The 21,410-nt window shown below is 66.3% G+C and carries 21 protein-coding genes and 4 pseudogenes; 14 read left to right on the top strand and 11 right to left on the bottom strand.

The window, feature by feature from the left end:
- Positions 1–393 precede the first annotated feature (393 nt).
- Positions 394–540, top strand: a pseudogene (locus P3102_RS37835) (family 1 glycosylhydrolase); the annotation flags it as partial.
- A gap of 127 nt (positions 541–667) precedes the next feature.
- Here the strand turns inward: P3102_RS37835 and P3102_RS20825 are convergent.
- The 3 genes from P3102_RS20825 to P3102_RS20815 all read right to left on the bottom strand — a co-directional run bounded on the left by P3102_RS20825 (position 668) and on the right by P3102_RS20815 (position 2,991).
- Complete coding sequence (locus tag P3102_RS20825) at positions 668–1,315, bottom strand: response regulator transcription factor (protein WP_276361022.1); 648 nt, start codon at positions 1,313–1,315, stop codon at positions 668–670.
- The gene (locus tag P3102_RS20820) at positions 1,303–2,502 is read right to left on the bottom strand and encodes a sensor histidine kinase (protein WP_276361020.1); all 1,200 of its coding nucleotides are present in this window, start codon (positions 2,500–2,502) and stop codon (positions 1,303–1,305) included. Before P3102_RS20820 ends, P3102_RS20825 begins: the two co-directional genes overlap by 13 nt.
- A 333-nt stretch (positions 2,503–2,835) precedes the next feature.
- Positions 2,836–2,991, bottom strand: coding sequence for a hypothetical protein (locus P3102_RS20815; RefSeq protein ID WP_276361019.1), 156 nt, complete (start codon positions 2,989–2,991; stop codon positions 2,836–2,838).
- 921 nt (positions 2,992–3,912) lie between these two features.
- On the opposite strand from P3102_RS20815, the pseudogene P3102_RS20810 reads away from it, so the two are divergent.
- Positions 3,913–4,029, top strand: a pseudogene (locus P3102_RS20810) (IS5/IS1182 family transposase); the annotation flags it as partial.
- A 626-nt stretch (positions 4,030–4,655) separates the two neighbouring features.
- On the top strand, positions 4,656–5,261 hold the full coding sequence (locus P3102_RS20805) for a DUF6506 family protein (RefSeq protein WP_276361018.1): 606 nt from the start codon (positions 4,656–4,658) through the stop codon (positions 5,259–5,261).
- 6 nt (positions 5,262–5,267) lie between these two features.
- Here P3102_RS20805 and P3102_RS20800 read toward each other — a convergent pair whose 3' ends face one another.
- Positions 5,268–5,762, bottom strand: coding sequence for a MarR family transcriptional regulator (locus tag P3102_RS20800; protein WP_276361017.1), 495 nt, complete (start codon positions 5,760–5,762; stop codon positions 5,268–5,270).
- Between the two features lie 349 nt (positions 5,763–6,111).
- Here P3102_RS20800 and P3102_RS20795 point away from each other — a divergent pair, with 349 nt between their 5' ends.
- From P3102_RS20795 to P3102_RS20780, 4 genes and pseudogenes are all read left to right on the top strand, one after another.
- Entirely contained in the window at positions 6,112–6,360 is a 249-nt protein-coding gene (locus P3102_RS20795; protein ID WP_276361015.1) for a hypothetical protein, read from the top strand.
- 279 nt (positions 6,361–6,639) lie between these two features.
- Complete coding sequence (locus P3102_RS20790; RefSeq protein ID WP_276361014.1) at positions 6,640–6,951, top strand: metalloregulator ArsR/SmtB family transcription factor; 312 nt, start codon at positions 6,640–6,642, stop codon at positions 6,949–6,951.
- Positions 6,952–6,972: 21 nt separating this feature from the next.
- A pseudogene (locus P3102_RS20785) lies at positions 6,973–7,335 on the top strand (SRPBCC domain-containing protein); the annotation flags it as partial.
- Positions 7,336–7,575: 240 nt separating this feature from the next.
- A pseudogene (locus P3102_RS20780) lies at positions 7,576–7,668 on the top strand (IS5/IS1182 family transposase); the annotation flags it as partial.
- A 256-nt stretch (positions 7,669–7,924) separates the two neighbouring features.
- Here the strand turns inward: P3102_RS20780 and P3102_RS20775 are convergent.
- Positions 7,925–8,479 (bottom strand): hypothetical protein, encoded by a 555-nt coding sequence (locus P3102_RS20775; RefSeq protein WP_276361013.1) that lies wholly within the window; start codon positions 8,477–8,479, stop codon positions 7,925–7,927.
- A gap of 857 nt (positions 8,480–9,336) precedes the next feature.
- Here P3102_RS20775 and murJ point away from each other — a divergent pair.
- The 3 genes from murJ to P3102_RS20760 all read left to right on the top strand — a co-directional run bounded on the left by murJ (position 9,337) and on the right by P3102_RS20760 (position 12,703).
- Positions 9,337–11,133: a murein biosynthesis integral membrane protein MurJ gene (gene murJ, locus P3102_RS20770; RefSeq protein WP_276371272.1), complete on the top strand. Its 1,797-nt coding sequence runs from the start codon at positions 9,337–9,339 to the stop codon at positions 11,131–11,133.
- A gap of 201 nt (positions 11,134–11,334) precedes the next feature.
- Positions 11,335–12,372 carry a hypothetical protein gene (locus tag P3102_RS20765; RefSeq protein WP_276361012.1) on the top strand — a complete coding sequence of 346 codons (1,038 nt, stop codon included), beginning with the start codon at positions 11,335–11,337 and terminating at the stop codon, positions 12,370–12,372.
- Between the two features lie 190 nt (positions 12,373–12,562).
- Positions 12,563–12,703, top strand: coding sequence for a hypothetical protein (locus P3102_RS20760; RefSeq protein ID WP_276361010.1), 141 nt, complete (start codon positions 12,563–12,565; stop codon positions 12,701–12,703).
- Positions 12,704–12,715: 12 nt separating this feature from the next.
- Here P3102_RS20760 and P3102_RS20755 read toward each other — a convergent pair whose 3' ends face one another.
- Positions 12,716–13,147, bottom strand: coding sequence for a hypothetical protein (locus P3102_RS20755; protein ID WP_276361009.1), 432 nt, complete (start codon positions 13,145–13,147; stop codon positions 12,716–12,718).
- A 660-nt stretch (positions 13,148–13,807) separates the two neighbouring features.
- Between P3102_RS20755 and P3102_RS20750 the strand changes: the two genes are divergently transcribed.
- On the top strand, positions 13,808–14,542 hold the full coding sequence (locus tag P3102_RS20750; protein WP_276361008.1) for a hypothetical protein: 735 nt from the start codon (positions 13,808–13,810) through the stop codon (positions 14,540–14,542).
- 313 nt (positions 14,543–14,855) lie between these two features.
- Here P3102_RS20750 and P3102_RS20745 read toward each other — a convergent pair whose 3' ends face one another.
- The 3 genes from P3102_RS20745 to P3102_RS20735 form a co-directional block, all read right to left on the bottom strand.
- Positions 14,856–15,266 carry a hypothetical protein gene (locus P3102_RS20745; protein WP_276361007.1) on the bottom strand — a complete coding sequence of 137 codons (411 nt, stop codon included), beginning with the start codon at positions 15,264–15,266 and terminating at the stop codon, positions 14,856–14,858.
- Between the two features lie 469 nt (positions 15,267–15,735).
- On the bottom strand, positions 15,736–16,596 hold the full coding sequence (locus P3102_RS20740; RefSeq protein ID WP_276371270.1) for a phosphotransferase: 861 nt from the start codon (positions 16,594–16,596) through the stop codon (positions 15,736–15,738).
- Positions 16,597–16,861: 265 nt separating this feature from the next.
- Positions 16,862–17,101 carry a hypothetical protein gene (locus P3102_RS20735; RefSeq protein ID WP_276361005.1) on the bottom strand — a complete coding sequence of 80 codons (240 nt, stop codon included), beginning with the start codon at positions 17,099–17,101 and terminating at the stop codon, positions 16,862–16,864.
- A gap of 25 nt (positions 17,102–17,126) precedes the next feature.
- Between P3102_RS20735 and P3102_RS20730 the strand changes: the two genes are divergently transcribed.
- The gene (locus P3102_RS20730; protein ID WP_276361004.1) at positions 17,127–17,723 is read left to right on the top strand and encodes a hypothetical protein; all 597 of its coding nucleotides are present in this window, start codon (positions 17,127–17,129) and stop codon (positions 17,721–17,723) included.
- 27 nt (positions 17,724–17,750) lie between these two features.
- On the opposite strand, the gene P3102_RS20725 is transcribed toward P3102_RS20730, so the two are convergent.
- Together P3102_RS20725 and P3102_RS20720 are read right to left on the bottom strand one after the other, a co-directional pair.
- Positions 17,751–18,107, bottom strand: a complete 357-nt coding sequence (locus P3102_RS20725; protein ID WP_276361003.1) for a hypothetical protein — start codon at positions 18,105–18,107, stop codon at positions 17,751–17,753.
- Between the two features lie 46 nt (positions 18,108–18,153).
- A complete protein-coding gene (locus P3102_RS20720; RefSeq protein ID WP_276361001.1) occupies positions 18,154–18,795 on the bottom strand; it encodes a GntR family transcriptional regulator in 642 nt (213 codons plus the stop codon).
- Positions 18,796–18,933: 138 nt separating this feature from the next.
- Between P3102_RS20720 and P3102_RS20715 the strand changes: the two genes are divergently transcribed.
- Together P3102_RS20715 and P3102_RS20710 are read left to right on the top strand one after the other, a co-directional pair.
- Entirely contained in the window at positions 18,934–19,701 is a 768-nt protein-coding gene (locus P3102_RS20715; RefSeq protein ID WP_276361000.1) for an SDR family NAD(P)-dependent oxidoreductase, read from the top strand.
- A gap of 144 nt (positions 19,702–19,845) precedes the next feature.
- Positions 19,846–21,330, top strand: a complete 1,485-nt coding sequence (locus P3102_RS20710; RefSeq protein WP_276360999.1) for an NAD(P)/FAD-dependent oxidoreductase — start codon at positions 19,846–19,848, stop codon at positions 21,328–21,330.
- Positions 21,331–21,410: the final 80 nt, after the last annotated feature.

Below are 21,410 nucleotides of genomic sequence, written 5' to 3'. Positions count from 1 at the left end.
GGGTGGCCCAGGTCTTGACGGCGAAGTTGGCCAAGCCTTAACTCAAGCCCTGAAATAAGACGTGTCCCGGATCACACGGTCCGGACGCGGCTTGGCCACTCACCCCGAGGACCATCGATGCGAATCGGAAAGCTCGCTCTCGCCCTCGTCCTGACGCTGGCGGCCGTCGCCACGGCGGCGTGTGGCGGCGGCGACACGCCGTCCAGTGCTCCCCAGGAGCTCGTGTATGGGGCGTCCAACCAGGGCATCAGTCTCGACAACGACAAGGCAGTCCTGCGGCCCGAACTCGACAAGTTCGAGAAGGCCTCCGGGATCAAGATCAAGCTCGAGGTCGTCCCGTGGACGGATCTGCTCAACCGGATCCTCGCCGCCACCACCTCCGGCAAGGGCCCGGAATGGGACAGCGGGCTGGGCAAACGGTTCGGGCTGGTCCGGGTCGACTACGACACCCAGGTCCGCACGGTCAAGGCGAGCGGCCACCGGTACGCGGAGATCATCGCGGAGCATCGCGGTACCGCTTGCCGGCCCCATGAGTGGTAAGGACGGTTCTGGCGAACCTTCTGCCAGGTACCTGAAGGCCCCCTTCGTTGCGTCTAGCGCAAGGAAGGGGGCCTTCAGGTACTTCAGCGCTAGGCCTCCCCGCATCACCCACGAGTCCTACCGGCGCTCAGCCCTTCCCGCCCAGGTAGGCGAGCACCGCCAGAACCCGCCGATGCCCGCTGTCCTCCGGCAACCCGAGCTTCGCGAAGATGTTCCGGATGTGCTTGTGCACCGCGCCATCGCTCACCACCAGCAGTTCGGCGATGGTCGTGTTGTTGTAGCCCTCCGCCATCAGCCCGAGCACCTCACGTTCCCGCGCGGTCAGCCCTTCGAGGGGATCGGTCGCCCGGCGGTGTGCCATCAGCTGGGTGATCACCTCGGGATCCATCGCCGTGCCGCCCTTGACGACCCGGTCGAGCGCGTCCAGGAACTTCTCGACCTTCCCCACCCGCTCCTTGAGCAGATAACCGACGGCGCCTTTGCCGTCGGCCAGCAGCTCCGCCGCGTAACCGGTTTCGACGTGGGCGGACAGCACGAGCACAGGCAGTCCGGGATGCAGTTTCCGCGCCTTGACGGCGGCACGGAGACCTTCGTCGGTGTGGGTCGGTGGCAGCCGGACGTCGGTGATCACCGCGTCGGGCCGGTCGGCGGTGACCAGTTCGAGGAACTCGTCCACATCGTCCACCGCCGCGACGACGTCGATGCCGGACGTGTTGAGCAGCATCACCAGGCCTTCGCGCAGCAGCGCGTCGTCCTCGACGATCACGACCCGCATGGCAACTCCACTTTCAGTACGGTCGGCCCACCGGCGGGGCTGGACAACTGCAAGGTCCCGTCGAACGCCTCGGCGCGCTTGCGGATCCCGGACAGGCCGGAGCCGCCGGCTTCGTCGGCGCCGCCGTGGCCGTCGTCGCGGATTTCGATGAGCAGGGTGTCGGCGGTGCCGTCGAGGGTGATCCAGGCGTGTTCGGCGCCGGAGTGCTTGGTGATGTTGGTCAGCACCTCGGCGACGACGAAGTAGGCGGCCGCCTCCACCGCGGCGGGACGACGGCTGTCGCTCAGGACGTCCACTGTGCACGGAACGGGGCAGCGGTCGGCGAGCGCCTTGACAGCGCCGTCGAGGCCGCGATCGGTCAGCAGCGGCGGGTGGATGCTCCGTACGACGCTGCGTAGTTCGGCCAGCGCGCCGGTCGCGGTGTCCTGCGCCTTGCCCAGCAACTCCCTGGCCCGCTGGGGATCCTTGTCGAACAGCGAATCGGCGATCCCCAGCTGCAGTACCACCGCGGCGATCCTCGCCTGGGTCCCGTCGTGGAGGTCCCGTTCCAGCCGCCGGAGTTCGGCGCCGTGCGCCTCCAGCGCGGCGGCACGCGACGCGGCCAGTTCGACGACGCGGTCGGTCAGCACCACACCGGGCGCGGGTGCGAGCAGCTTGCGCGCGACGGACGCCTGCCACCGGGCCAAGCGGGGGTACAGGAAGAGGAGCGCGATCATGCCGGCGCCGGTGACCGCGCTGAGCGCCGCGAGCGGCCACGACGTCACCATGAAGCCGAACGAGCTTTCCACTCCGCCGTCCACCGCCGGCCAGACGATGGCCGCGACGATCTGACGGAGCCCGCCGAGCGGCAAGGCGATGGCGAAGATGCCGATGACGAAACCGGTGGCGGCGTGGAAGGCGAGCCACCCCAGGTCCCGTCGCGACGCCGGGTCGGTCACCGGGTTCCCGGACCGGTACGGCTCCGGGATGGGCTCGTCGAGCAGGCGCGCCGCGCGACGGCGTTCGAAGTTGACCGGGTACCTGATCAGCTTGAGCGCGTGCGGCACTGCCGGGATCCCGACGCCGAACGGGCACATCAGCAGCACGAACAGCATGCCGACGAGCACGAACCAGGAGACCATCGAAGAAGCCGCGCCGATCGCCAGGTACCGGATCGCGGACCAACTGGACCGGAGCCGGGTGATCACCCGACAAGTCTCCCATCCGGGTGCGGACACCTTCATGGTGGTGCCCTGCCCCTCCCGGGACGGCGGCGTGCACCAGCGTCAGCGCCCGCCGGCCGCAAAGCCCGGCCCGGCGACGGACGTCCGGGGAGCGTTGCGCCGTCCGGGAGCGGTTCGGCGGCTCCTCGGGTTCGTTGTTCCATCCGGCTCCCGAACCATTCTTGCTCCCTGGCGCGACCGGTCCCTCAACGGCGTCACGCCGCATGGTGGTGCCTGCGCTACCCCGAGTCTTCCCTCACGCGGGATCGTTTCCACCCCCTTGGCGGCCGTACGTTCGGACACGAGAGATCACCACCGTTAAGGGGAAGCAATGAACAGTGCGCTGATCAGCTCCGGTTCCGATATCCGGGCCTCGACGTTGCGTTCGTCGATCAACGCGCTGATGAAGTCTTCACCTGGGGCCGCGCGTTTCGTCTCCGCGAGCCGCAGCAGGTACTGCCACAGGGATTTCACCGCGAGGCCAATGTCCTCGGCGCTGGTGGGGCGAGCATCCGATCGGTCCAGGAGCGGAAGTTGGGGCGAACTGCTCGGCGGGCACCCCGAGCAGTTCGCAGATCACGGTGATCGGCAGCGGCGCGGCGAACGCCTCGATCAAGTCCACCTCGCCGGTATCGGGGAGGGTGGCGAGCAGGCCGTCGGTGATCACACGGATCCGCAGGCGCAGACCCTCGACGCGGGCACGGGTGAATCCGCGTCCGAGGAGCGGTCGCAAGCGGGTGTGGTCGGGCGCGTCCATGTTGAGCAGGTTCGCGTCCAGCTCCGGCGGCAGGGCGAATCCCTTGTACCCGTTGCCCGCGTTTCGTTTGTCAGCGACAGGCGCGAGTCCGCGAGCGCTACTCGGACGTCGTCGTACCGCGTCACGAGCCACACGAGGGAACCGTCTGGCGTGACCGCACGGTGCACAGATTTCTCGGCACGGAGCGTCGCGTAGGCGGCGTCCGGATCACTGAGGAACCGAGCGTCGAATTGTACGAGGTCGTCGTCGGACACGTCGGACTCCATCCCTCTGTCGATTCACTGCCGAAGCCGATTCGTAGACGAACTGACCCGGCGGAATCGTCAGCCCGGAACTCCGAGCCGTAGCGCCTCGGCGCGAACCGCGACCATACAGAATGCATACCGATCCACAGCTATGCCGGCCCACAGGGGGAACGAAAGTCATGAACGGCCACCATTCACCGAGGCCAGGAAACTACGGTCCACGCGGGTCCAGCACACAATCCAGCACGCTATGCACTGGTCACGATGGCGACGAACCAGCCAAGCCCGCGCCCGAACCAGCCACTACCGCCGGCGCGGCCATCACGAAGTGTCATTGCAGTATTAGAGCGTGTCTTACGTGGTGATTTGTCGCTGATGAGTGATGATGTTGCTGTGGCTGATCAGTTGTCGTTGCGGTTGGTTCCGGATGCGCTGTGGAACCTGGTTGAGCCGTTGATCCCGGTGTTCGAGCCGCGTCCGCAGGGCGGTGGCACGGCTCCGGTGGATGCTACGAACGCACAGCCGAACACTTCCTCGCCTTCCTTACCCTCGGAGCCGCCCTCACCTGCCACAAGAAACTCCGAAAGCTCACCACGTAAGACACGCTCTTAAGCTGTGAGCTGCCGCTCGCCCATATCTACCTCGCCGTCACCACCGCGATCGCCCCAAAAGCCCTGGCAGCGACCTCATTCCAGTCACGCTGGGAGAGGTCAAGCGTCTCCTGACACACCTGATCGCCACCGCGCCCGACCTGGACATGGTCACACTGGCGCCGACGCCACCAACACCGAACACGACAAGCCCACTACCAGCGAAGACAAGCGATCAATCATGAATTGCGGCTGGAGTACTAGTCGTCGGCCCCATCGGCCGTGGCTGTCTACGCCCCATGTGTAGGTCACGGGATCCTCGGTGTTCAGGTTCTTCTTGATCGACGAACCAACTACCGGAGACCTCACTTATCCCAGGTCACCAACACGCCTGACAGCGCGAACTCAAACCAATCCGCCTGCCAACTTCGATACAGGCTCTAGAGCCCGGACTTTCAGGGGACACCGGCGAGCGGAATATCGCCCACCCGAGACAGGTTATGCTTGCTGTCGTGTAGTTCAATGGCAAGCTAACTGGAGGGTGTCATGAGCGAGAGCGTGGAGTTGTTTCTGTTCCTCGAACCGGGGTCCGACCCGGAGAACGATCGCGTGGTCCAGGACCTCGGCGAGGCCGAAGCGCTGCTTGCCTGGGTTCCGGACGGTGCCGCCGCCGCGCGAGTCGCGTCGGAAGCGGTAGCCGCCGGTGTCAAGCTCATCGAGTTGTATCGCGGGTTCGATCTGGCCTCGGCCGGTCAGGTCATCGACGCCGTCGACGGACGGGCGGCGGTCGGTGTGGCGGCGTTCGGCTTCGGAACATCCACCGCGCACCCGATCCGCGATTCCGCCACGATCTTCGTGGGGCATCCCAGCGCCGACCCGGCCAGGCACCGCGTGGTCCGCGAACACCGCGGTGGCGGCAAGACCACCACCGTGTCGGTGCCGGACTCCTGGACCGCCGTCACGGTCGCCCGGAAACTGGTCGACGACGGCGCCGAAGTGATCGAGATCTGCGGCGGCACTTCGCTGGGGGTGGCTCGCGCTGTCGCGGCGGCGGTCGGTGACCGGGTGCCGGTGAGCCTGGTCGCGTGGCCGGTCGATTCGATCGAACGTGCGGCCGCGTTCAAGGCGGAGTTCGAAGCCGAAAACGCCTGACCGACGTCAACTGGCCTCCGCGTGCAGAAGCATCTTCTTCAGCAACGCGGCCAATGTGCGCCGTTGCGCCGGGGTGAGCGGGGCCAGCATCGCCTCGTCGGCGACCAGTACCGCGTCGAGCGCCTTGGCGGCGAGGTTCGCCCCGGCCTTGGTGAGCCGGATCCGGACCGCGCGGCGGTCTTCGGGGTCGGGGCGGCGCTTGACCAGGCCGCTCCGCTCCAGCCGGTCGAGCCGGGCGGTCATGGCGCCGGAGGTGATCAGCGCGGTTTCCGCGAGGTCCCGCGGATGCGTCCCGCCGGGATCGTCGCGTCGCCGGAGAGTGTTCAGGACGTCGAAGTCGCCGTAGCTCAGGCCGAACGGGCGGAGCGCGTCGACGACGGCGGCCTGACCGTGCCCGGCGCTGCGGAACAACCGGCCGACCACCTGGAGCGCGCTGACGTCTCGCCCGCCGTCGCTGGCGGCCCACTCGTCGACCATGCGGTCTATGGAATCCTTCGGCACCGCAAGAGCGTAGCCGCCGTTTCCCACGGCGGGACAAAGGACGACCCGGTGAAACACCATGAGGTTCAGCGATGGTGGATCGGACGCGAGAAGGGTGGCCCCCTGCCCTTCGCGACGAAGCTGGAATGTGACACGTCGGGCATGACGGCAGGCGATGCTGACAGGGTCGCAGGCGCTGGCCGATGCGGTTGGGCGTATCACGTGGGATGTCAGTGTGGATTCCACGGTGGCGCGGGCGCATCGGCATGCTGGGGGTGCGCGGAAAGGGAAGTCTGCAGGCCGAGCTGCCGGGCGGGATCACCGCTGAACCGGATGATCACGCGTTGGGCCGGTTGCGGGGCGGGTAACCATGAAGCTGGATCTGGGCTGTGAGCAGGGGCAGAAGTTGTTGTCGATCGTGCTGACCGGCGGGCAGCGTGGCGACAGCCCGCAGTTCATCCCTGTCCCGGCTGGGATCCTCTACAAGCTCCGCAACGTCGTCGAGCGATGTTTCAACCGCCTCAGGCAATTCCGGGGCCTGGCGACACGGTTCGCGAAACGAGCCGCCTACCACCGCTCCGAGATCATCCTGTCCTGCATCGTCCGTCACCTCCGATGAAGACCCGCAGGACACGGCCGAGTCGGACAGTTCGGCGCCGACACCTTTCAGAGCTTGATCGTCAAGGTGACCGGCCGGCGGTCACGCCGGACTCGCTGCTTTCCGTGGCGTTCCGGGGTGATGGATCTGGGTGATCGTTGACGAGAACAACCACGAAATCGGCGACGGCGCGGACCTGCTCGTCGAGGTCACCATCCGCGTGAACAACTGAATCGCCGCGTCGAGCTCACGTGACGGGCACCCCGAGCACGCATATGCCCTTTCGGCTATATTGCTGACATGGCATCTACCTTCGCCGTGCTCGCGGATCCGAGTCGCCGGGAGATTCTCGACCTGCTGCGTGAACGCGAGCAGCCGGTCGGCGACCTCGTCGAGCGGCTGACGCTGACCCAGCCGACCGTGTCGAAGCACCTCAAGGTTCTGCGCGAGGCTGGCCTGGTCGTGGTGCGCACGGACGCTCAACGCCGCTGGTACCGCGTCAACCCGCGCCCGCTGGCGGAGGTCGAGGCTTGGCTCGCGCCCTACCGCGCGATGTGGGAGAAGAGCCTGGACGCGCTCGAACGCCGACTCGACGAGATCGAAGGGGACTGACCCGTGGATGCGGAACTGCAGATGATCGAGGGCAAGCCCGTGCTGCGCTTCGAGCGCCGGCTGCGGCATTCGCCGGAGAAGGTCTGGCGGGTGATCACCGAACCGGCCGAGATGAAGCACTGGTTCCCGGCCGAAGTCACGATCGACGGCCGCATCCTGCGCTTCACCTTCCCGGACGCCGCCCCGGTCGACGCCGACGGCGGCGAGGGCGAACTGCTCGAGTCCGACCCGCCGCAGGTCTTCGCTTTCCGCTGGGCGAACGACGTGCTGCGCTTCGAGATTCTCCCGCAGGCCGACGGATGCCTGCTGGTGTTGACCGCCGTGGTCTCGTCGAAGCTTTCCGCTGGTCGCGACGTCCCCGGCTGGATCACCTGCCTGGACGCCCTGGTCGCCCACGCCGACGGCACCGAGTTCGAGTCACCCACCGAATGGCTCTCGCGCATCGAGCACTACATCGCGAAGTTCGGCCTCGACGAGGGCACCGACAACCCCGACGGTATCCACTTCGCCCGCGACCTCGCCTGGACCCCGCTCGACGACGTGTGGACCCTCCTCACCGAAAGCGCCACCGACCCCGTTCCCACCCGCGCCGCCTACCCCGGCATCACCCCGGGCAGGCTCACCCGCATCCTGCGCGACTACCGCCGCGCCGCCAGCACACTCGGCGACACCGCATCCGGCATCGCCAACCTGCACAACATCATCCTCACCGGCTGACCACGGCATCCCCGGCAAAACCTCAAGATCAGTTACGAGACAGCGTTTAGTTGAGCATCCACGCTCCGGGAGTGCCCGTTCAGTGGAAGCGGGTCGCCAAAGGAATCGGGCTGTCCTCGGCGTCACCGATACCGAGTCCGACAACGCCACCTTGATCGCTTCTCGGCATAGTGGATGGGTGTCATGTCAGGGTTCCATGGTGTCCGCACTCTCGCGGACCTTTTATTGTCTAATATGGACAGACCGTATGACGTGGCTAACGGAGGACCACGGGTGCGTCCGCGGGCAGCCCCAACGCCGCCCGCGCCTCGGGTGCCGGATCCGGGCCCGCCCGGCTCGCCGACCGCCGCACTTCCTCGTACCCGGCCGTGCTGAACATGCGCCGTAGCGATTCGTCGTGTCCGGCGCCGTCCACCGGCGCCTCGATGTCGCGCACCCGGTACCCGTCTGGACCGGACGCGAGCGTGACGACCAGTGCGCCGCTGCGCCCGCTGCTCTGCACCAGTACGCCGTCCCTTCCGACATACTCCGAGCAGTTCGCAATCAGCCCCACCCGCACGTCACTGCCGTCGCGCCGGGTCTCGACCGCCCGTTCGGCGCAGAACCAGCGCCCGGCCGGCGAGCCCGGCCAGGTGTGCTTCCGGTTCGCCGGAAGCTCGGCGTGCACGACTGGAGCGACCGCTCGCCAGAGGTCCTCGTCGAGTTCCGGCTCTGCGTGGTCTGTCAGGAGGACGACTGCGACCACTGTGCCGGCGAGCAGGCATCCGGCACCGGCGCCCAGCGCGATCCAGCGGCGACTCCACGCCCGCACGGCGACTCCCAAGGTCGGTGACGATCACAAGGACGTGCCGGGACGACCGAGGTTGCCCGACCGTCCTTGTGGACACCAGGGTTCGAGCCGCACAGCGTGGCTCTGGTGCCCGAACTGGGCGAAAGTCCGCTGCTCGCAACCCGTCTCACAAGATGATGACGAGTGTACCCTGAACCGTCACGGGTAAGGGACCGGCTTCGTTGTCAGACCAGCGCCGGTCGGCGTGGCAGGTGTTGAGCGTAATAGGTGGTCTCGTACTCGGTCGGGGTGAGGTAGTCCAGGCGGGAGTTGTTGTACCAATCGACCTATTCCATCACCGCGTACTCGGGCTCGGCCAGGTTTATGAACGGGGCATGCCGGTTGACGACCTCGGTTGTGAACAACCCGGTGATCGATTCTGCCAGTGCGTTGTCGTAGGCGTCGCCGACCGAGCCGATGGAGCTGATAAGCCTTGCAGGGCAGGGGAATCGGTGAAGGACACCGATGTGTACCGAGACCCTGCATCGGAGTGGTGGATCAGTCCTGGCGCGACTGGGTGTCCGTGGTGATCGCGTCTCCACAGCGCCATGTTCAGCGCCTTGGACACCAGCGTGGTCGTTTTCGTGCTTGCTCAGGCCGGCGTCACCGAGCTATCCATCACCTCCGTTGCATAGGAGAGGCGCCCCGGTGACCACGGCGGGGACACCGTTGCGCGCTGCCTGCCTTCGCCGGCGGGCAGTGCGTCCTGATTACGATGGTGCCGAGTCGGCGTCGAGGATGGGATACGTTTGTCGGATCGAAAGCCGGAACCGGCCGAGCACCCCACCTTGCCGTTCTCCCCGGCGCCGCAGTGGTCCCGCGGAATCGGGCTGAACGGGATGCCGTTCGGGGCACCACCATTGAGGCCCGACGATCCGGACGCGACGGTGTTCCTTCCGCGCCTTGGCGGGTTGCCGACCAGTCCGCGGTGGCCGGTGGCCGATCCGGACGCGTTGCGACCGTACGAGGACCTCGCCACCCGCATGCTGCCGCGGATGCTGCCGCCCGCCCCGGCTCCCGAGACGACCGCGGTACCGGTCGCGCCATCGTTGGCGAAGTCTAGCGCCACGATGGCGATCGCGTCCTTGGCGAGCCGGATCACCGGGTTCCTCTGGAAGGTCATGCTGGTGTGGGCGATCGGTACCGGCGCGGTGAACGACTCGTTCACTATCGCCAACACGATGCCGAACATGCTTTTCGAACTGCTCTTCGGGGGAGTGCTGACCAGTGTCGTGGTGCCGCTGCTGGTGCGTGCGCAGGACGACGACGACCGCGGCGAGGCCTACACACAGCGCATGCTGACACTCGGGCTGGTGGTCGTGCTGGCCGGCACTGTCGTCGCGGTACTCGCGGCGCCCGCGTTCACCTCCTTGTACATCCCCGAAGGCAGCCATGCCAACGCCGAGCTGACCACTGCCTTCGCGCGACTGATTCTGCCGCAGATCTTCTTTTACGGGGGATTCGCGCTGCTGTCGGCGATCCTCAACGCGAAAAACCTGTTCGGGCAGGCCGCCTGGGCCCCGGTGGCGAACAACGTGGTGGTCATCGCGACGATCGCAGTGTTCATGGCGATGCCGGGGAAGGTCAGCCTCGATCCGGTGCGCATGGGGGAGCCGAAGCTGCTGGTGCTCGGCATCGGCGTGACCGCTGGCATCGCGGTGCAGGCGGGTGTGCTGGTGCCCGCGGTGGTTCGCTCGGGGTTCCGGTTCCGGTGGCGCTGGGGACTCGACGCCAGGACGAAGGAGTTCGGAGGACTGGCGCTGTGGGTCTTGGGCTACGTCGTGGCCAGCCAGGTCGCGGTCACGGTCACCACCCGCGTGCTCGCCACCGGCGACCCCGGCGGAATATCGATCTATTCCAACGCCTGGCTGCTGTTCCAGTTGCCCTACGGCGTGATCGGCGTCTCGCTGCTGACCGCGATCATGCCCAGGCTTAGCCGCAACGCCGCCGACGGCGACACCCGCAAAGTGGTCGCGGACCTGTCCTACGGTTCGCGGATCGCGACCGTGCTGCTGGTCCCGATCGCCGCCGTGTTGTCCGTGATCGGTGTGCCGCTGGGCGTCGCGGTATTCCACGGCGGCGCGAACTCCGCCGAGGACGCCGCCGGGCTCGGGCAGGCTCTCGCGGTGTCCGCCTTCGGCCTGCTGCCCTACGCGCTGGTCATGCTCCAGTTCCGTGTGTTCTACGCGATGAAGGACGCTCGGACGCCGACCCTGATCATGGTCGTGATGACCGTGGTGAAAGTGCCGCTGCTGTACCTGTGCCCGGCACTGCTGGAGGACAGCCAGGTGGTGCTCGGGGTGATGCTGGTCAACTCGCTGACCTTCGTCATCGGCGCGATCGTCGGCCAGGTCTGGCTCTGGGTAAGCCTCGGGCACCTGCGCAGCAAGCGGGCGCTCGGGATCATCCTGTGGTCGGTCGCTGCCAGCATGCTCGGGGTGCTGGCAGCGGTGGTCGCCGGGCTGTCCCTGCCCGACGGCGGCGGGCGGATCATCGCCTGCGCCAGGGTGATTCTGCAAAGCGTGACCGGGCTGGGGATCGCGTTCGGCGTGCTCTACGCGCTGCGGATCGAAGAACTCGCACCGGCCACAAAACGGCTCTCCCGCTTGTTCGGCCGGGCGAAAAAGGCCAGATGAACGAACATCTGGTGACGAATCCACTTCCGCAGATCGCCAGGAAAGCAGATAGATCAACGCTCACTTATCGTCAAAGCAACTGAAAACGCGACACACCCGCAGCATCTCAGCCCCAGCCGATACCTCTGTCAGACATACCCTAGCTTGAGTTTTAACGTCTGGACGGCTGGGTGACACCCTCGTTGGTCATGAGTGAAGCCCTTGGTTGAGCATTCCTCTTGCGACAGAGGAAAAGATCGAGCCAAGGGCTTTATCCCTGGTGGGATATCGGCCGCTGAGGCGGTCGATCCTGGTGCGTCCGCCCTCGCGGAAGGTCTCGGAATCAGCCAATCGGCTGCGCGCAAGCGCCTTGAGTGGCAAGAACACGCCCACCGGGCGCTGGCGGCGCTTCCCGAGTCACTGAATCCGGCAGGTACCTGGTTCGACGCGGCGAGCGGCATGCTTACCGTGGCGGTGACCAGTGAGATTGACGCGGCCACCGCGCGGGCAAGCGGTGCGGAAGCTGTCGTGGTGGCCCGTGACGCGAGCGCTTTGGCGGCGCTGCGAGATCGTGTTCGCGCAATGGTCACCCCGGAGGTCGCGTTCACCACCCTTCGCATCGATCAGCGCGCCAACGAGGTCACGGTGAATCGGACGCGGATGAACACGGCCACACGGCGGTTCATCGAGGTGGTGTCGACGATCGACGGTGTCCGGGGGGAGCAGTTCGGCAGAGAGCCACGGCAGCAAAGCGGGGAGGTTCGGCCAGGCAACCCCTGGTGGCCGCAGGGTGAGTGGAATTGCTCGGTCGGGTTCCCCGCGACGGACAGCAGCGGGGGCAAGCACTTCCTGACCACCGGTCACTGCACGAACGACGCCAACCAGCCCACCTACGGGCAGAGCGGGAACCAGAACCGCATCGGCACCTGGAACGTCGGCGGAACCCGTACCGTCAAGGGCGGCGAAGGCGACATGGGTGTCGTTGCCGTGACCGAGTCCGGGTGGACTGTGTCGCCGTCGGTCAACACCTCAGCAGAACGAAGTCCGGTGATCGAGTTGCCCGCCATCGATCTCCGGCGCCTCCTCGCCGAAGCCGAGTACGACCTCGCCGGCTTTCTCGCGCTGGTAGCCGACTGGGCCACCCAGAACCTGCCTCGCCACGCCGCCCCGGTCGCCGCAGCCCTCGCCCGCGCACTGGATCTCCCGACACCGATTGAACCATCGGCCAGGAACCCCGAGGCGCCCGCCGGCACCCCTTGACCCGGAGCTGACAGATACCGAGTTTCAAGGCCGCTACGGGCAACGTCGACCATGTGGCCGGTGATGCCGCGCTCCGCGGCCGCAGGACCTGGTGCACCGGTGCTCCCGCGTCGAACCGGGCCTTGGCCTGGCACCACAGCCGCCGCGCCGGTGGCGCGACCGTGTCCTGCGAGCCGAGGGCGGTGCGGCCGTGCGCGACACGGCGCTGATCGGCGATCAGCAGCTGCCCTCGCCGCAGCATCACCCGCTGCGTGGTGACCTGCAGCAGCGACGCGAAACGCTGCGACAACCGAACGGCGAGACCGGAGGCCTCGCCGTTCGGTTGTCATGAACCTGACCGCGCTCAGTATCGGATCTGCACGCACACCGGGCCGGGAACCCGGCCGGCGTAGGAAGTCTGCGCGCAGAGCTGGGAACCGGGCTGGAACTTCATGTTCAGGTTCCACCGCACGCCGAGTGTGCCGAGGGCGCAGCCGTTGTTGGGCTGGCTGCGCTCGAAGTAATAGCCACCCAGTTCGGTGCCCCAGACCTTCACGTGGACCCCGCAGATGTCCGCGGGAAAGTAAGGTGCGACGGTCGCATTGAGGTGCCCCTCCACGGACGCGACGTCGAGACCGGAACCTTCGACCACGATACAGTGCTTGTTCCAGGTGCCTGGGCCGTGGGCATCAAGGCAACCACTGGCCGAGGTGATTCCGGCTCCGTTATCGGAGGCGGCGCCGGCCACCGGCGCCCCCAGCACGAGCGACAGCAGTGCGACCGCCAGGAAAATCAATTTTCTCATTGTGTAACCCCCAGTGCGTGAACAGAGTTGTTTGATTCGAACTTGCCGGAACGATCAGTACTCACGGTTGTTCATCGACCCCTCCTCTCGGTCGCGAGGGCTTACCTCGCCACAGGCATCGGTTAATCAGATGGCCGATTCGGGTGGAGAATTGGAGCGTAGCACGGCGGTGATCTTCTTGCGAGTACTCGCTGAACTGTGTCAGAAGCCGTCGAACTGATCGTGTTCAGGTTCTGGACCGGGCTGCCTGCCCGGGCAGTGCCGTGGTGGGTGTGCGGCGTAGGGCGGGGCGGCGTTGCGGGCCGGGTCGAAGTCGGTGCACAGGCCGATCATCGCCGAGCTGGCTTCGCCGAAGCCGTTGCGGGTGCCGGTTGCGGGGGCGGACGGGGCTTGGTCAGCGGGCCATGTCGCCGCGCCGGAATTCCGCTGCTGTCGCGCATCGATATACACATGATTATCAAAGTGCGAGGTATTGCATCAGCCCGCCCTTGAAGGGCGCTGAATGATCTGGACGTGATATGGGAACAGGTTGATGAGCTGAACAGGAATGCGTGGTATTCGTAGCTGGAGACTGTGCGCGGGGGAGACGCCGGTCGAGTGCGGAAATCTACGCATTGCCGACCGTCCGGTTCGGCCTGTTCCAGGTATTCAGTGGCGAGCGGATCCCGAGGCATCAGCATCGTCACCGACGCCGTGCTGGCCGGCGAGACACAGGCGTTCTCGATGCTCTATCACTGGCGCGTACTGCCCGGCTGTTCCCCGGTCGAGGCCGAACACGCCGACATCGACACGGTTGTCGCCGCCCTTGGTGGCAGTCCGGCCGTGCGTGCCCGTCTCGAAGCGCTGGCCGCCGCATCGTGCAGCCTCGTGCTGTTCTGCGAATACATCCCGCACCCGGCACTGGACTGGCTGCGTGAGAACCCGGCGGACAAGGCCGCCACCGTCGAGCGGCAGTTCTCGCATATCGTGAAGTTCCTGCGCAGCCGGCAGCTGCTGCACATGGACGGACACTTCGGCAACATGCGCATTGACGGGGAGCGGATCCATCTCACCGACTTCGGGCTGGCTACCTCGCCACGTTTTGACCTGTCAGCTGCCGAGCGCGACTTCGCCGAACGTCATGCCACGCATGACGAGGGCTATGCCGCCATGCGACTGGTCAACTGGCTGGTCACTGACGTCTGCGGCGTGCCGGTGCCGGCCACCGGCGGCCCGGCCGCCCGCAACGAGTACGTACTCCAGTGCGCCACCGGTCATATCCCGGACGACGTGCCGCCAGTCGCGTCCGCGATCCTGACCCGCCACGCACCCGCCGCCGCGAAGATGAACGCCTTCTACTGGAGCCTGTTCGACGGCGAAATCCACACGGTATACCCCGGCTTGTAGGACAAATCGGGCCGAAGTCCCTCTCATCCACACGCCAACATCTTCACGGAGTCCCTGCCGCCTTCGGGCGGGACACGGTGCCGCGCATGCCAGGTTAAGCGGTCGATCCGTTACACCGACCTGAGGTACGGAACCGCGGTGCTTCGGCTGATTCATGGCCCCAGTGCCCTTCGGCGGATGTGTGCACAGCGCGCGGCGAACCCACTCGTCGTGATCACCAGTCCCGTGCGGGCCGGAGCTCGACTAGGTCAATGACCTGTGGCCACTCGGCACGTCGACCGCTGTCGCCACTGCAGTTCTCGTGCTTTCGGTGTCACGGGAGAAGCTTTTCCACCCACGGCCGCAGGCGGTCTGTCACCCTCTTGTCGGAGGGCACCGACAACAGATCACTCGCTCGGCCGTTCTCGATGCTGTTCAGCTGCGGGCAGCGGGCGTATTCGCCGGGTAGTTCGAAACCGGTGACGAAGCGCGCCGTTTTCGCCTCCCACAGACGGAACGCCCACATGGTCGGCACGGCCGGCGCGGTGACTCTTCCGCCCTCTGAACCAAGGAATTCACAACTGCCGACGGCAGGACCGCTCTGGCGCTCGATGAAGTACCGGCACAGGACCAGTTGTGCGCCGGTGTTCGCGGTGGACCAGCCGTCGGGGAGTGCGAGGTCGCTGTCTTCGCCCGGCGTCCGCACGACTTTCTGGGTGTTTTCACGCTCGGCTTCGTAGACCACCAGCAGGGCGTGCGGACCTGGTCCAGCGTAGGGGGATGCCTGGCGACCGACAACGGTTTCACCGCCGGTCCACTGAGTCGTCTCCCACGCACGGTCGCCGGCGGGGCAGGGCACTTGTGACGGCTCGGCGCTACCGCACGCCGTCGTGAGGGCGGCGGCTACGATCACGCAGATCGCGCATGCGGTACTTCGCAGCCTGCGCACTTTGTCCACCTTTCTCGTCGTCGAGGGAAGGGCGGTGCCGTCGACGTGACGCCGGGGAAGGATGCCACAGCCTGACGGGGACCGGTCCCGCGTGTCAGCACGGCCAACCCGATGCCACTGAGCCAGCACCAACACCTTGGCTGGAGCCGCACGCTGTTCACCGACGAGACATTTTGGCGTCCTGCTCGCCGAAGTGGGGGCCGCAGAGCACCAGAGTTGGTGAAGCTCGAGGCCGTAGCCATTCGGTGGTGCAGGGAGCGCGGGCTTATTCCACGCCTCCTGCCAATTCCTCGTGCAACCCTTCCAGGGCGGTGTGGTCGTCGTCGGTACCGGTGTGCGGAGCGGTGAACCAGCGCGCGTACTCGGCGATCTCGGAAAGGCGCCAGTCCAGCGCGAACAGTTCGACCATCTCGGGGTCGGGGAGCAAGAGGTCGTCCGCCGCAGCGAGCAGGTCGGCGTAGTCCCGTTCGGGCGGTGCGAGAGCCAGCGACTCCCAATCGACCAGCCTCATCCCGTGGGCGGTCATGACCTGGTTGTCGTTGTGCGGCTCGCCGTGTGTCGGTACCCATGTGTCCCGGCGGGAGAATGCTGTTTCCGCCAGTTCCAGGTAGCGGCCCGTCCAGCACTCGATCGCATCGTCGTGTGCGGCAAGGGCGACCCGTGCCTGCTCCGCCAGTGGGCCGCTCGTCCAGGGCTTGGCGGTGCGAGCTCGCAACTCATCGGCGAACTCGGGGCCGACCTGCGGAGTCCAAGCCCGCAGGCCGTCGGGTGGGGCAGCGTGATGCAGCGCGGCCAGCGCGAGAACGACCTCACGGACATGCCGGGGCTCGCGGGTCTCCGCCTCGGTCGGGCTCCGGCCCTCCAACCAAGGCGTCACGCTGAGCGCTCCGGCCCCGACGTCGACGGTGAACCGCCCGGACCGGGTGGGCACCGGCGCACACACCACGTCCAGACCAGAGGAGGCCAGTGCGGCAGCCCCAGCGTAGGCAGCCTCTAGGGACATGGCGGTGTGCCGAGGCTCCAACTGATCCAACGTCACGAACAGAGTGGTAGCACCATCGGCCGCGCGCCAGTGGTGCGCGCCGAAACCCCACGGTAGGTAGCTGACATCGGCAATCTCGGGCATCCAATGCGCAGCGACGGCATGCGCGATCGCTTCGTCACTGATGAAGGAAGGACGGGAGAGCACAAGATCCAATTCTAGGAGCACGCGGACACACAAGCACGGAGTTTTCACTGCACGTCGGACCTGACACCACCGCCTCAGCGATGAACAGGAGCGCAAACAGGTTCTCAGACCAGAAGGTGGACGGCACAGTGCGCAGTTTCGTCCACTCGGAACGGACAGTCCCGAGCAGGCCCGCGCGGGTGGTCGGTAACGGCCGCGCTGCTCACACCCGCACCTCCTCAGTACCGCCGGGGACCACCGGTGCCGCGTACTCCGCGGCGCCCGCAGTGAGTGACATGTGGACGTTCTCCAACGAGGTCTTTTTCGTCTCCAGCTTGTGCACGCGGACCCCCTGCTGGAAGCAGAAGCTCCCTATCTGCTCGGGCGGGGCGCCCCGGACCACGAGGTGATAGGGGGAGGGCCTGCGGACGTCGAATGGCCACGCGCGCAGGCGTTCCTCCACCGCGGTCAGGCCGCCGGTGTCCGGGGTGCGGACCGACGTCCTGCCGGATCTCGTGAAAGCCCATCCCGACCGGTATCAGGACCTCACGTTGTCCGGGCTCTGCGCACAGATGCACACACAGCTCAGCAAGAGCGAGCTGACCGCGTTGCTCGACGAGGCGTTCACCCATCCGACCCCGGCCGTGCTCACCCCGGCGCAGACCTACCAACGCCTCATCCGCGGTGGAACGGAACCGGTGCGCCTCGTCGACATCGCCGGACGTACCGTCGCGACGCAGGTCGTCACCACCCCACCGGGAATCCCGGTGCTCATGCCCGGCGAGAGCACCGGCGACGCGGACGGTCCCGTGTTGCGTTATCTGCGCGCGCTGGAAACGTTCGACCGGGAATTCCCTGGGTTCCCAGCGAGACCCATGTCGTCAACCGGGATCTCTCGAGGGAAGCTACTGGATCACCTGTCTGCGGTGCGTGCCGTGGATCGGCTTCGGCTACTGCCAGCGGCTCGCCAAGCGGTCGAGAACCGGCTCATGATCGAGGTGCTCACACCTGACCTGCAGCCGGCTTTCGACGCCGCCATGAACGCCCAGCGTTGGGGCGACCTAGTGGAGCAAATCCGCCGCTGATCCGTGCCGTGACATCCAGCAGGGCGACTATCTGGCTGACGAGCCTCTTGACGTTGGGATGGAGACGGGGATGTCTCCACGTTCGCGGTGGGGTTCGAACCCAGAGTGAAGGTGTTCCAACGGCGCTTCCCCGGCGGGAAACGGACTCGTTTTCCGTTCCAGCGGCCCGAGTTTCGTGGCCAGGTCCTCAAGGGCGGCGCCAGTCCTGACGTCACCGATGTAGACCAGGCGGGCCTTCGTGTCGTGGGCACCGAGCAGCAGCGCGCCGATGCGGCGTTCCCGGTTGCCCTGACCGGGTGTTGGCAGGCCGAAATATGCGAACTTGTCGAATGCCCTCGAGTGTTGTCCGTGTAGGTGTGCAGCGGTTGCAGGATGTCCGCGCACGAAGCCTTCGTGTCGGTCGGCGTTGAGTCGGTGGCTAGCTGGCGCGTTAGGGTCGGCCTAGCTGTGACACGAAAGCTTCCATGGCGACGCGGTAGTGCTCGCGGACGAGGTCTTCCACGCCGTCGGCGTCGCGCCGTAGCAGAGCCTCGGCGATGTCGCGGTGTTCTTGGTGTCCGGCGCGGTAGTCCTCGATCGACCATCTCCTGGCCGCGTTGAAGTCGAAGGAGAACTGTCGGTTGCGTCCGATCAACCGAATCAGATGGTCGTTGCCCGAGGCCCGCGCGATCGCGTCGTGGAATGTGCTGTTCAAGGTCACCTGTTCCTCCGGGGGGAGCAGTTCCAGGTGCGCGTGTTCGTCCAGAACTGCCATGACCGCTGCGAGTTCGGCGTCGCCGGCCCGGTGCGCGGCCAGTCTTGCCGCGTAGCCTTCCAGTGCCATCCTCGTTTCGTAAACGTCCCGGATGTCCGCGGCGCTGAATTCCCGCACGGTCCAGCTCTGTCGCTGTTTGACCAGCATTCCCTGGTCCTCGAGCATTTGCAGCGCGCCGCGCACGGGGGTGCGGCCGATTCCGATGGACTCGCACACCTCGGACTCGACCAGCCGCTGGTTGGGGCGGAATTCGCCGCGCACGATCGCATCGCGCAGTGCCTGGTAGGCACGATCCGCAAGCACGGGGTTCGACGGCATGAAGGCTCCTTGGGTGGCTTCCCGGACGCTCATAGGATATCACTTGGTGTACTACGAGGGTTGCGGCATGCCGGAACCCTACGCATCACGGCCGTCCCGCCTCCGCAGGGCATAGCCGCACACGATCGGAGCATCAGCATGGGTTCTTCCTCCTCTGCCTCACCTGCCGCCTTTGTCACCGGGGCGGCCAACGGCATCGGCGAAGCCGTCGTGGCGAGGTTTCTTCGGGGCGGCTATCGCGTGGCGATGGTCGACCTCGACGCCGACCGACTGCACGCAGCGCGCAAGAAGGCCGATCCCACGGGCGAACGCGTCATCGAGGTGGTCGCCGACGTGAGGGATGAACAGAGCGTGCGGGCAGCGGTCGCGGCCACTGTCGAGGAGTTCGGCAGGCTCGACGCGGCGCACAACAACGCCGGCGTCACCAGCTCCGGGCCGAACACCCACGAGCTTGACTTGAAGGCCTGGCAGCACACGCTCGACGTCGATCTCACCGGCGTCTGGCTGTGCATGAAATATCAACTCCCGGTGCTGCTGCAGCAGGGCACTGGCGCAATCATCAACACCGCTTCGATCGCCGGACACATCGGTTACCGCAACGCCGCCGCGTATGCCGCCGCCAAGCACGGCGTCGTCGGCCTGACCAAAACCGCCGCGATCGAATACGCGCCCCACGGTATCCGGGTGAACGCGGTCAGTCCCGGACCGGTCCAATCGGACATGCTCGACGCGTCGTTCGCACGGCGTGGCGCAGCGGTGCGGGACTGGTACTACGCCAGTTCCCCGACCGGCCGCTTCGCCTCTCTCGACGACGTCGCGCACGCGGTGCACTGGCTCGCCTCGGAGGAGGCCAGCTTCATCACCGGACACTGCCTCAGTGTCGACGGAGGGTGGATCGCCCAGTAGTCGTTGGTCTCGCACCTCGCCCCAAGTATCAGATGGAGCCGGCGTCTGAGCGGCACAGCGTCGTATCCTGCGTAATATTCCAAATAGGATTCTATGCTGTCGACCGCTTGAGCAGTGCGGCACTCTTCCCGATTCGAGGACAATATGTGTGGTTTGAGCAGGCAAGTCTCTTTGCGTGACGTTTCGGTCGCCGTGGTGGGCGCGGGTTTCTCCGGCATCGCCGCCGGCGTATACCTGCGTGAAGCCGGCTGCCGCGACTTCGTGATCTACGAAAGCTCCGCCGGGCCGGGCGGGACGTGGTGGCACACCCGCTACCCCGGCGGGGAAGTCGACACGCCTTCGCATCTGTACTCGTACTCGTTCAAGACCTACGACTGGTCACGACCCTACGCCGGGCACGCGGAGTTGCGTTCCTACCTCCACGAGACGATCGCTGACCACGGCCTCGGACGGCATCTGCGCCTGGGAACCGAAGTCGACCGGGCGACGTGGGATGAGGATCGGCAGCAGTACCAGGTCAGCACGAGCGACGGCGAAGTACGCCATTTCAACGCGGTGATCAGCTGCGTCGGCATGCTCAACGAACCGCGCATCCCGCAGCTGACCGGGATGGACTCCTTCACCGGCAAGATATTCCACTCCTCACAGTGGGACCCTGCCGTCGACCTGACAGGGAAGAATGTCGCCATCATCGGCACCGGGTCCACCGCGGCTCAACTGGTACCGGCGGTAGCCGGGGCCGCGAAGAGCCTGACGGTGTTCCAGCGCCAGCCGTCCTGGGTCGACCCGAAGGCGAACGAGCCGTACTCGCGAAAGCGCCGCGCCGCGCTCGCCGTTCGGCCGGTGCATCTCCTCGAACGGCTGCGCACCTTCTACCAGGGCGAGAAACTGTGGTTCGGCGGACGGCTGATCCGTCCTGGCACGAAGGCAGACGAGCGTTCCCTGCAGATCAGTCGCGACTACATTCACGCCACGCTCAAGGACCGGCCCGATCTCATCGCCGCGATGACACCCGACATCCCATACCAGGGACGCCGTCCGGTGCACGCCAGCGGCTTTCTCGAAGCACTGGTCCGCGACAACGTCACCCTTATTCCCCGCGCGGCGCAGGCGATGACGCATACCGCTGTGGTCGACGACGCCCACGAACCACACGAAGCCGACATCGTCATCATGGCGACAGGGTTCCAGCCGAGCAACTATCTGGCCCGCCTCGACGTCATCGGCCGGAACCGGCTCGCCCTGCGCGACTACTGGGACGGGGAACCCCGGGCCTTCCTCGGCGTCACGGTGCCGAATTTCCCGAACTTCTTCATGCTCTACGGACCGAACACGAATTTCTACGCCCTAGTACACGGATTCGAGTCCCAAGCAAAGTTCGCAGTGCGCACACTGCGAAAAATGGTCAAGGAGCGCGGAACCGCGATCGAATGCCGTGAGTCGTTTTTCATCGCCTTCAACGAATGGCTGCAGAACCGGCTGGCGAAAAGCTCCTGGGCAGCCGGCGACAACTACTTCAAGTCCGCCAAAACCGGCCGGATCGTAACCCAATGGCCCGACGGGGCGGCGGTCTACGGCCTGCTCACACGGTTCCTTGCGGCACCCTCCGCCCGAGTGCATCGCCGATGACAACGCCGGCCCAGCTCGCGCCGCACAGGCAGAGCCCGGCTGCGGCCCCGGCTGCACAGAAGCCTGCTGACCTGCAGTTT

The sequence above is a fragment of the Amycolatopsis sp. QT-25 genome, from assembly GCF_029369745.1.
Taxonomy (GTDB): Bacteria; Actinomycetota; Actinomycetes; order Mycobacteriales; family Pseudonocardiaceae; genus Amycolatopsis.
This window is presented reverse-complemented; position numbering and strand designations above follow the sequence as displayed.

Coding starts and splice junctions, on each gene's coding strand:
- P3102_RS20825 (WP_276361022.1), bottom strand. CDS start 1,315: ATGCGGGTCGTGATCGTCGAGGACGACGCGCTGCTGCGCGAAGGCCTG.
- P3102_RS20805 (WP_276361018.1), top strand. CDS start 4,656: ATGAGCGAGAGCGTGGAGTTGTTTCTGTTCCTCGAACCGGGGTCCGAC.
- P3102_RS20795 (WP_276361015.1), top strand. CDS start 6,112: ATGAAGCTGGATCTGGGCTGTGAGCAGGGGCAGAAGTTGTTGTCGATC.
- P3102_RS20790 (WP_276361014.1), top strand. CDS start 6,640: ATGGCATCTACCTTCGCCGTGCTCGCGGATCCGAGTCGCCGGGAGATT.
- murJ (WP_276371272.1), top strand. CDS start 9,337: ATGCCGTTCGGGGCACCACCATTGAGGCCCGACGATCCGGACGCGACG.
- P3102_RS20740 (WP_276371270.1), bottom strand. CDS start 16,596: ATGCCCGAGATTGCCGATGTCAGCTACCTACCGTGGGGTTTCGGCGCG.
- P3102_RS20720 (WP_276361001.1), bottom strand. CDS start 18,795: ATGCCGTCGAACCCCGTGCTTGCGGATCGTGCCTACCAGGCACTGCGC.
- P3102_RS20715 (WP_276361000.1), top strand. CDS start 18,934: ATGGGTTCTTCCTCCTCTGCCTCACCTGCCGCCTTTGTCACCGGGGCG.
- P3102_RS20710 (WP_276360999.1), top strand. CDS start 19,846: ATGTGTGGTTTGAGCAGGCAAGTCTCTTTGCGTGACGTTTCGGTCGCC.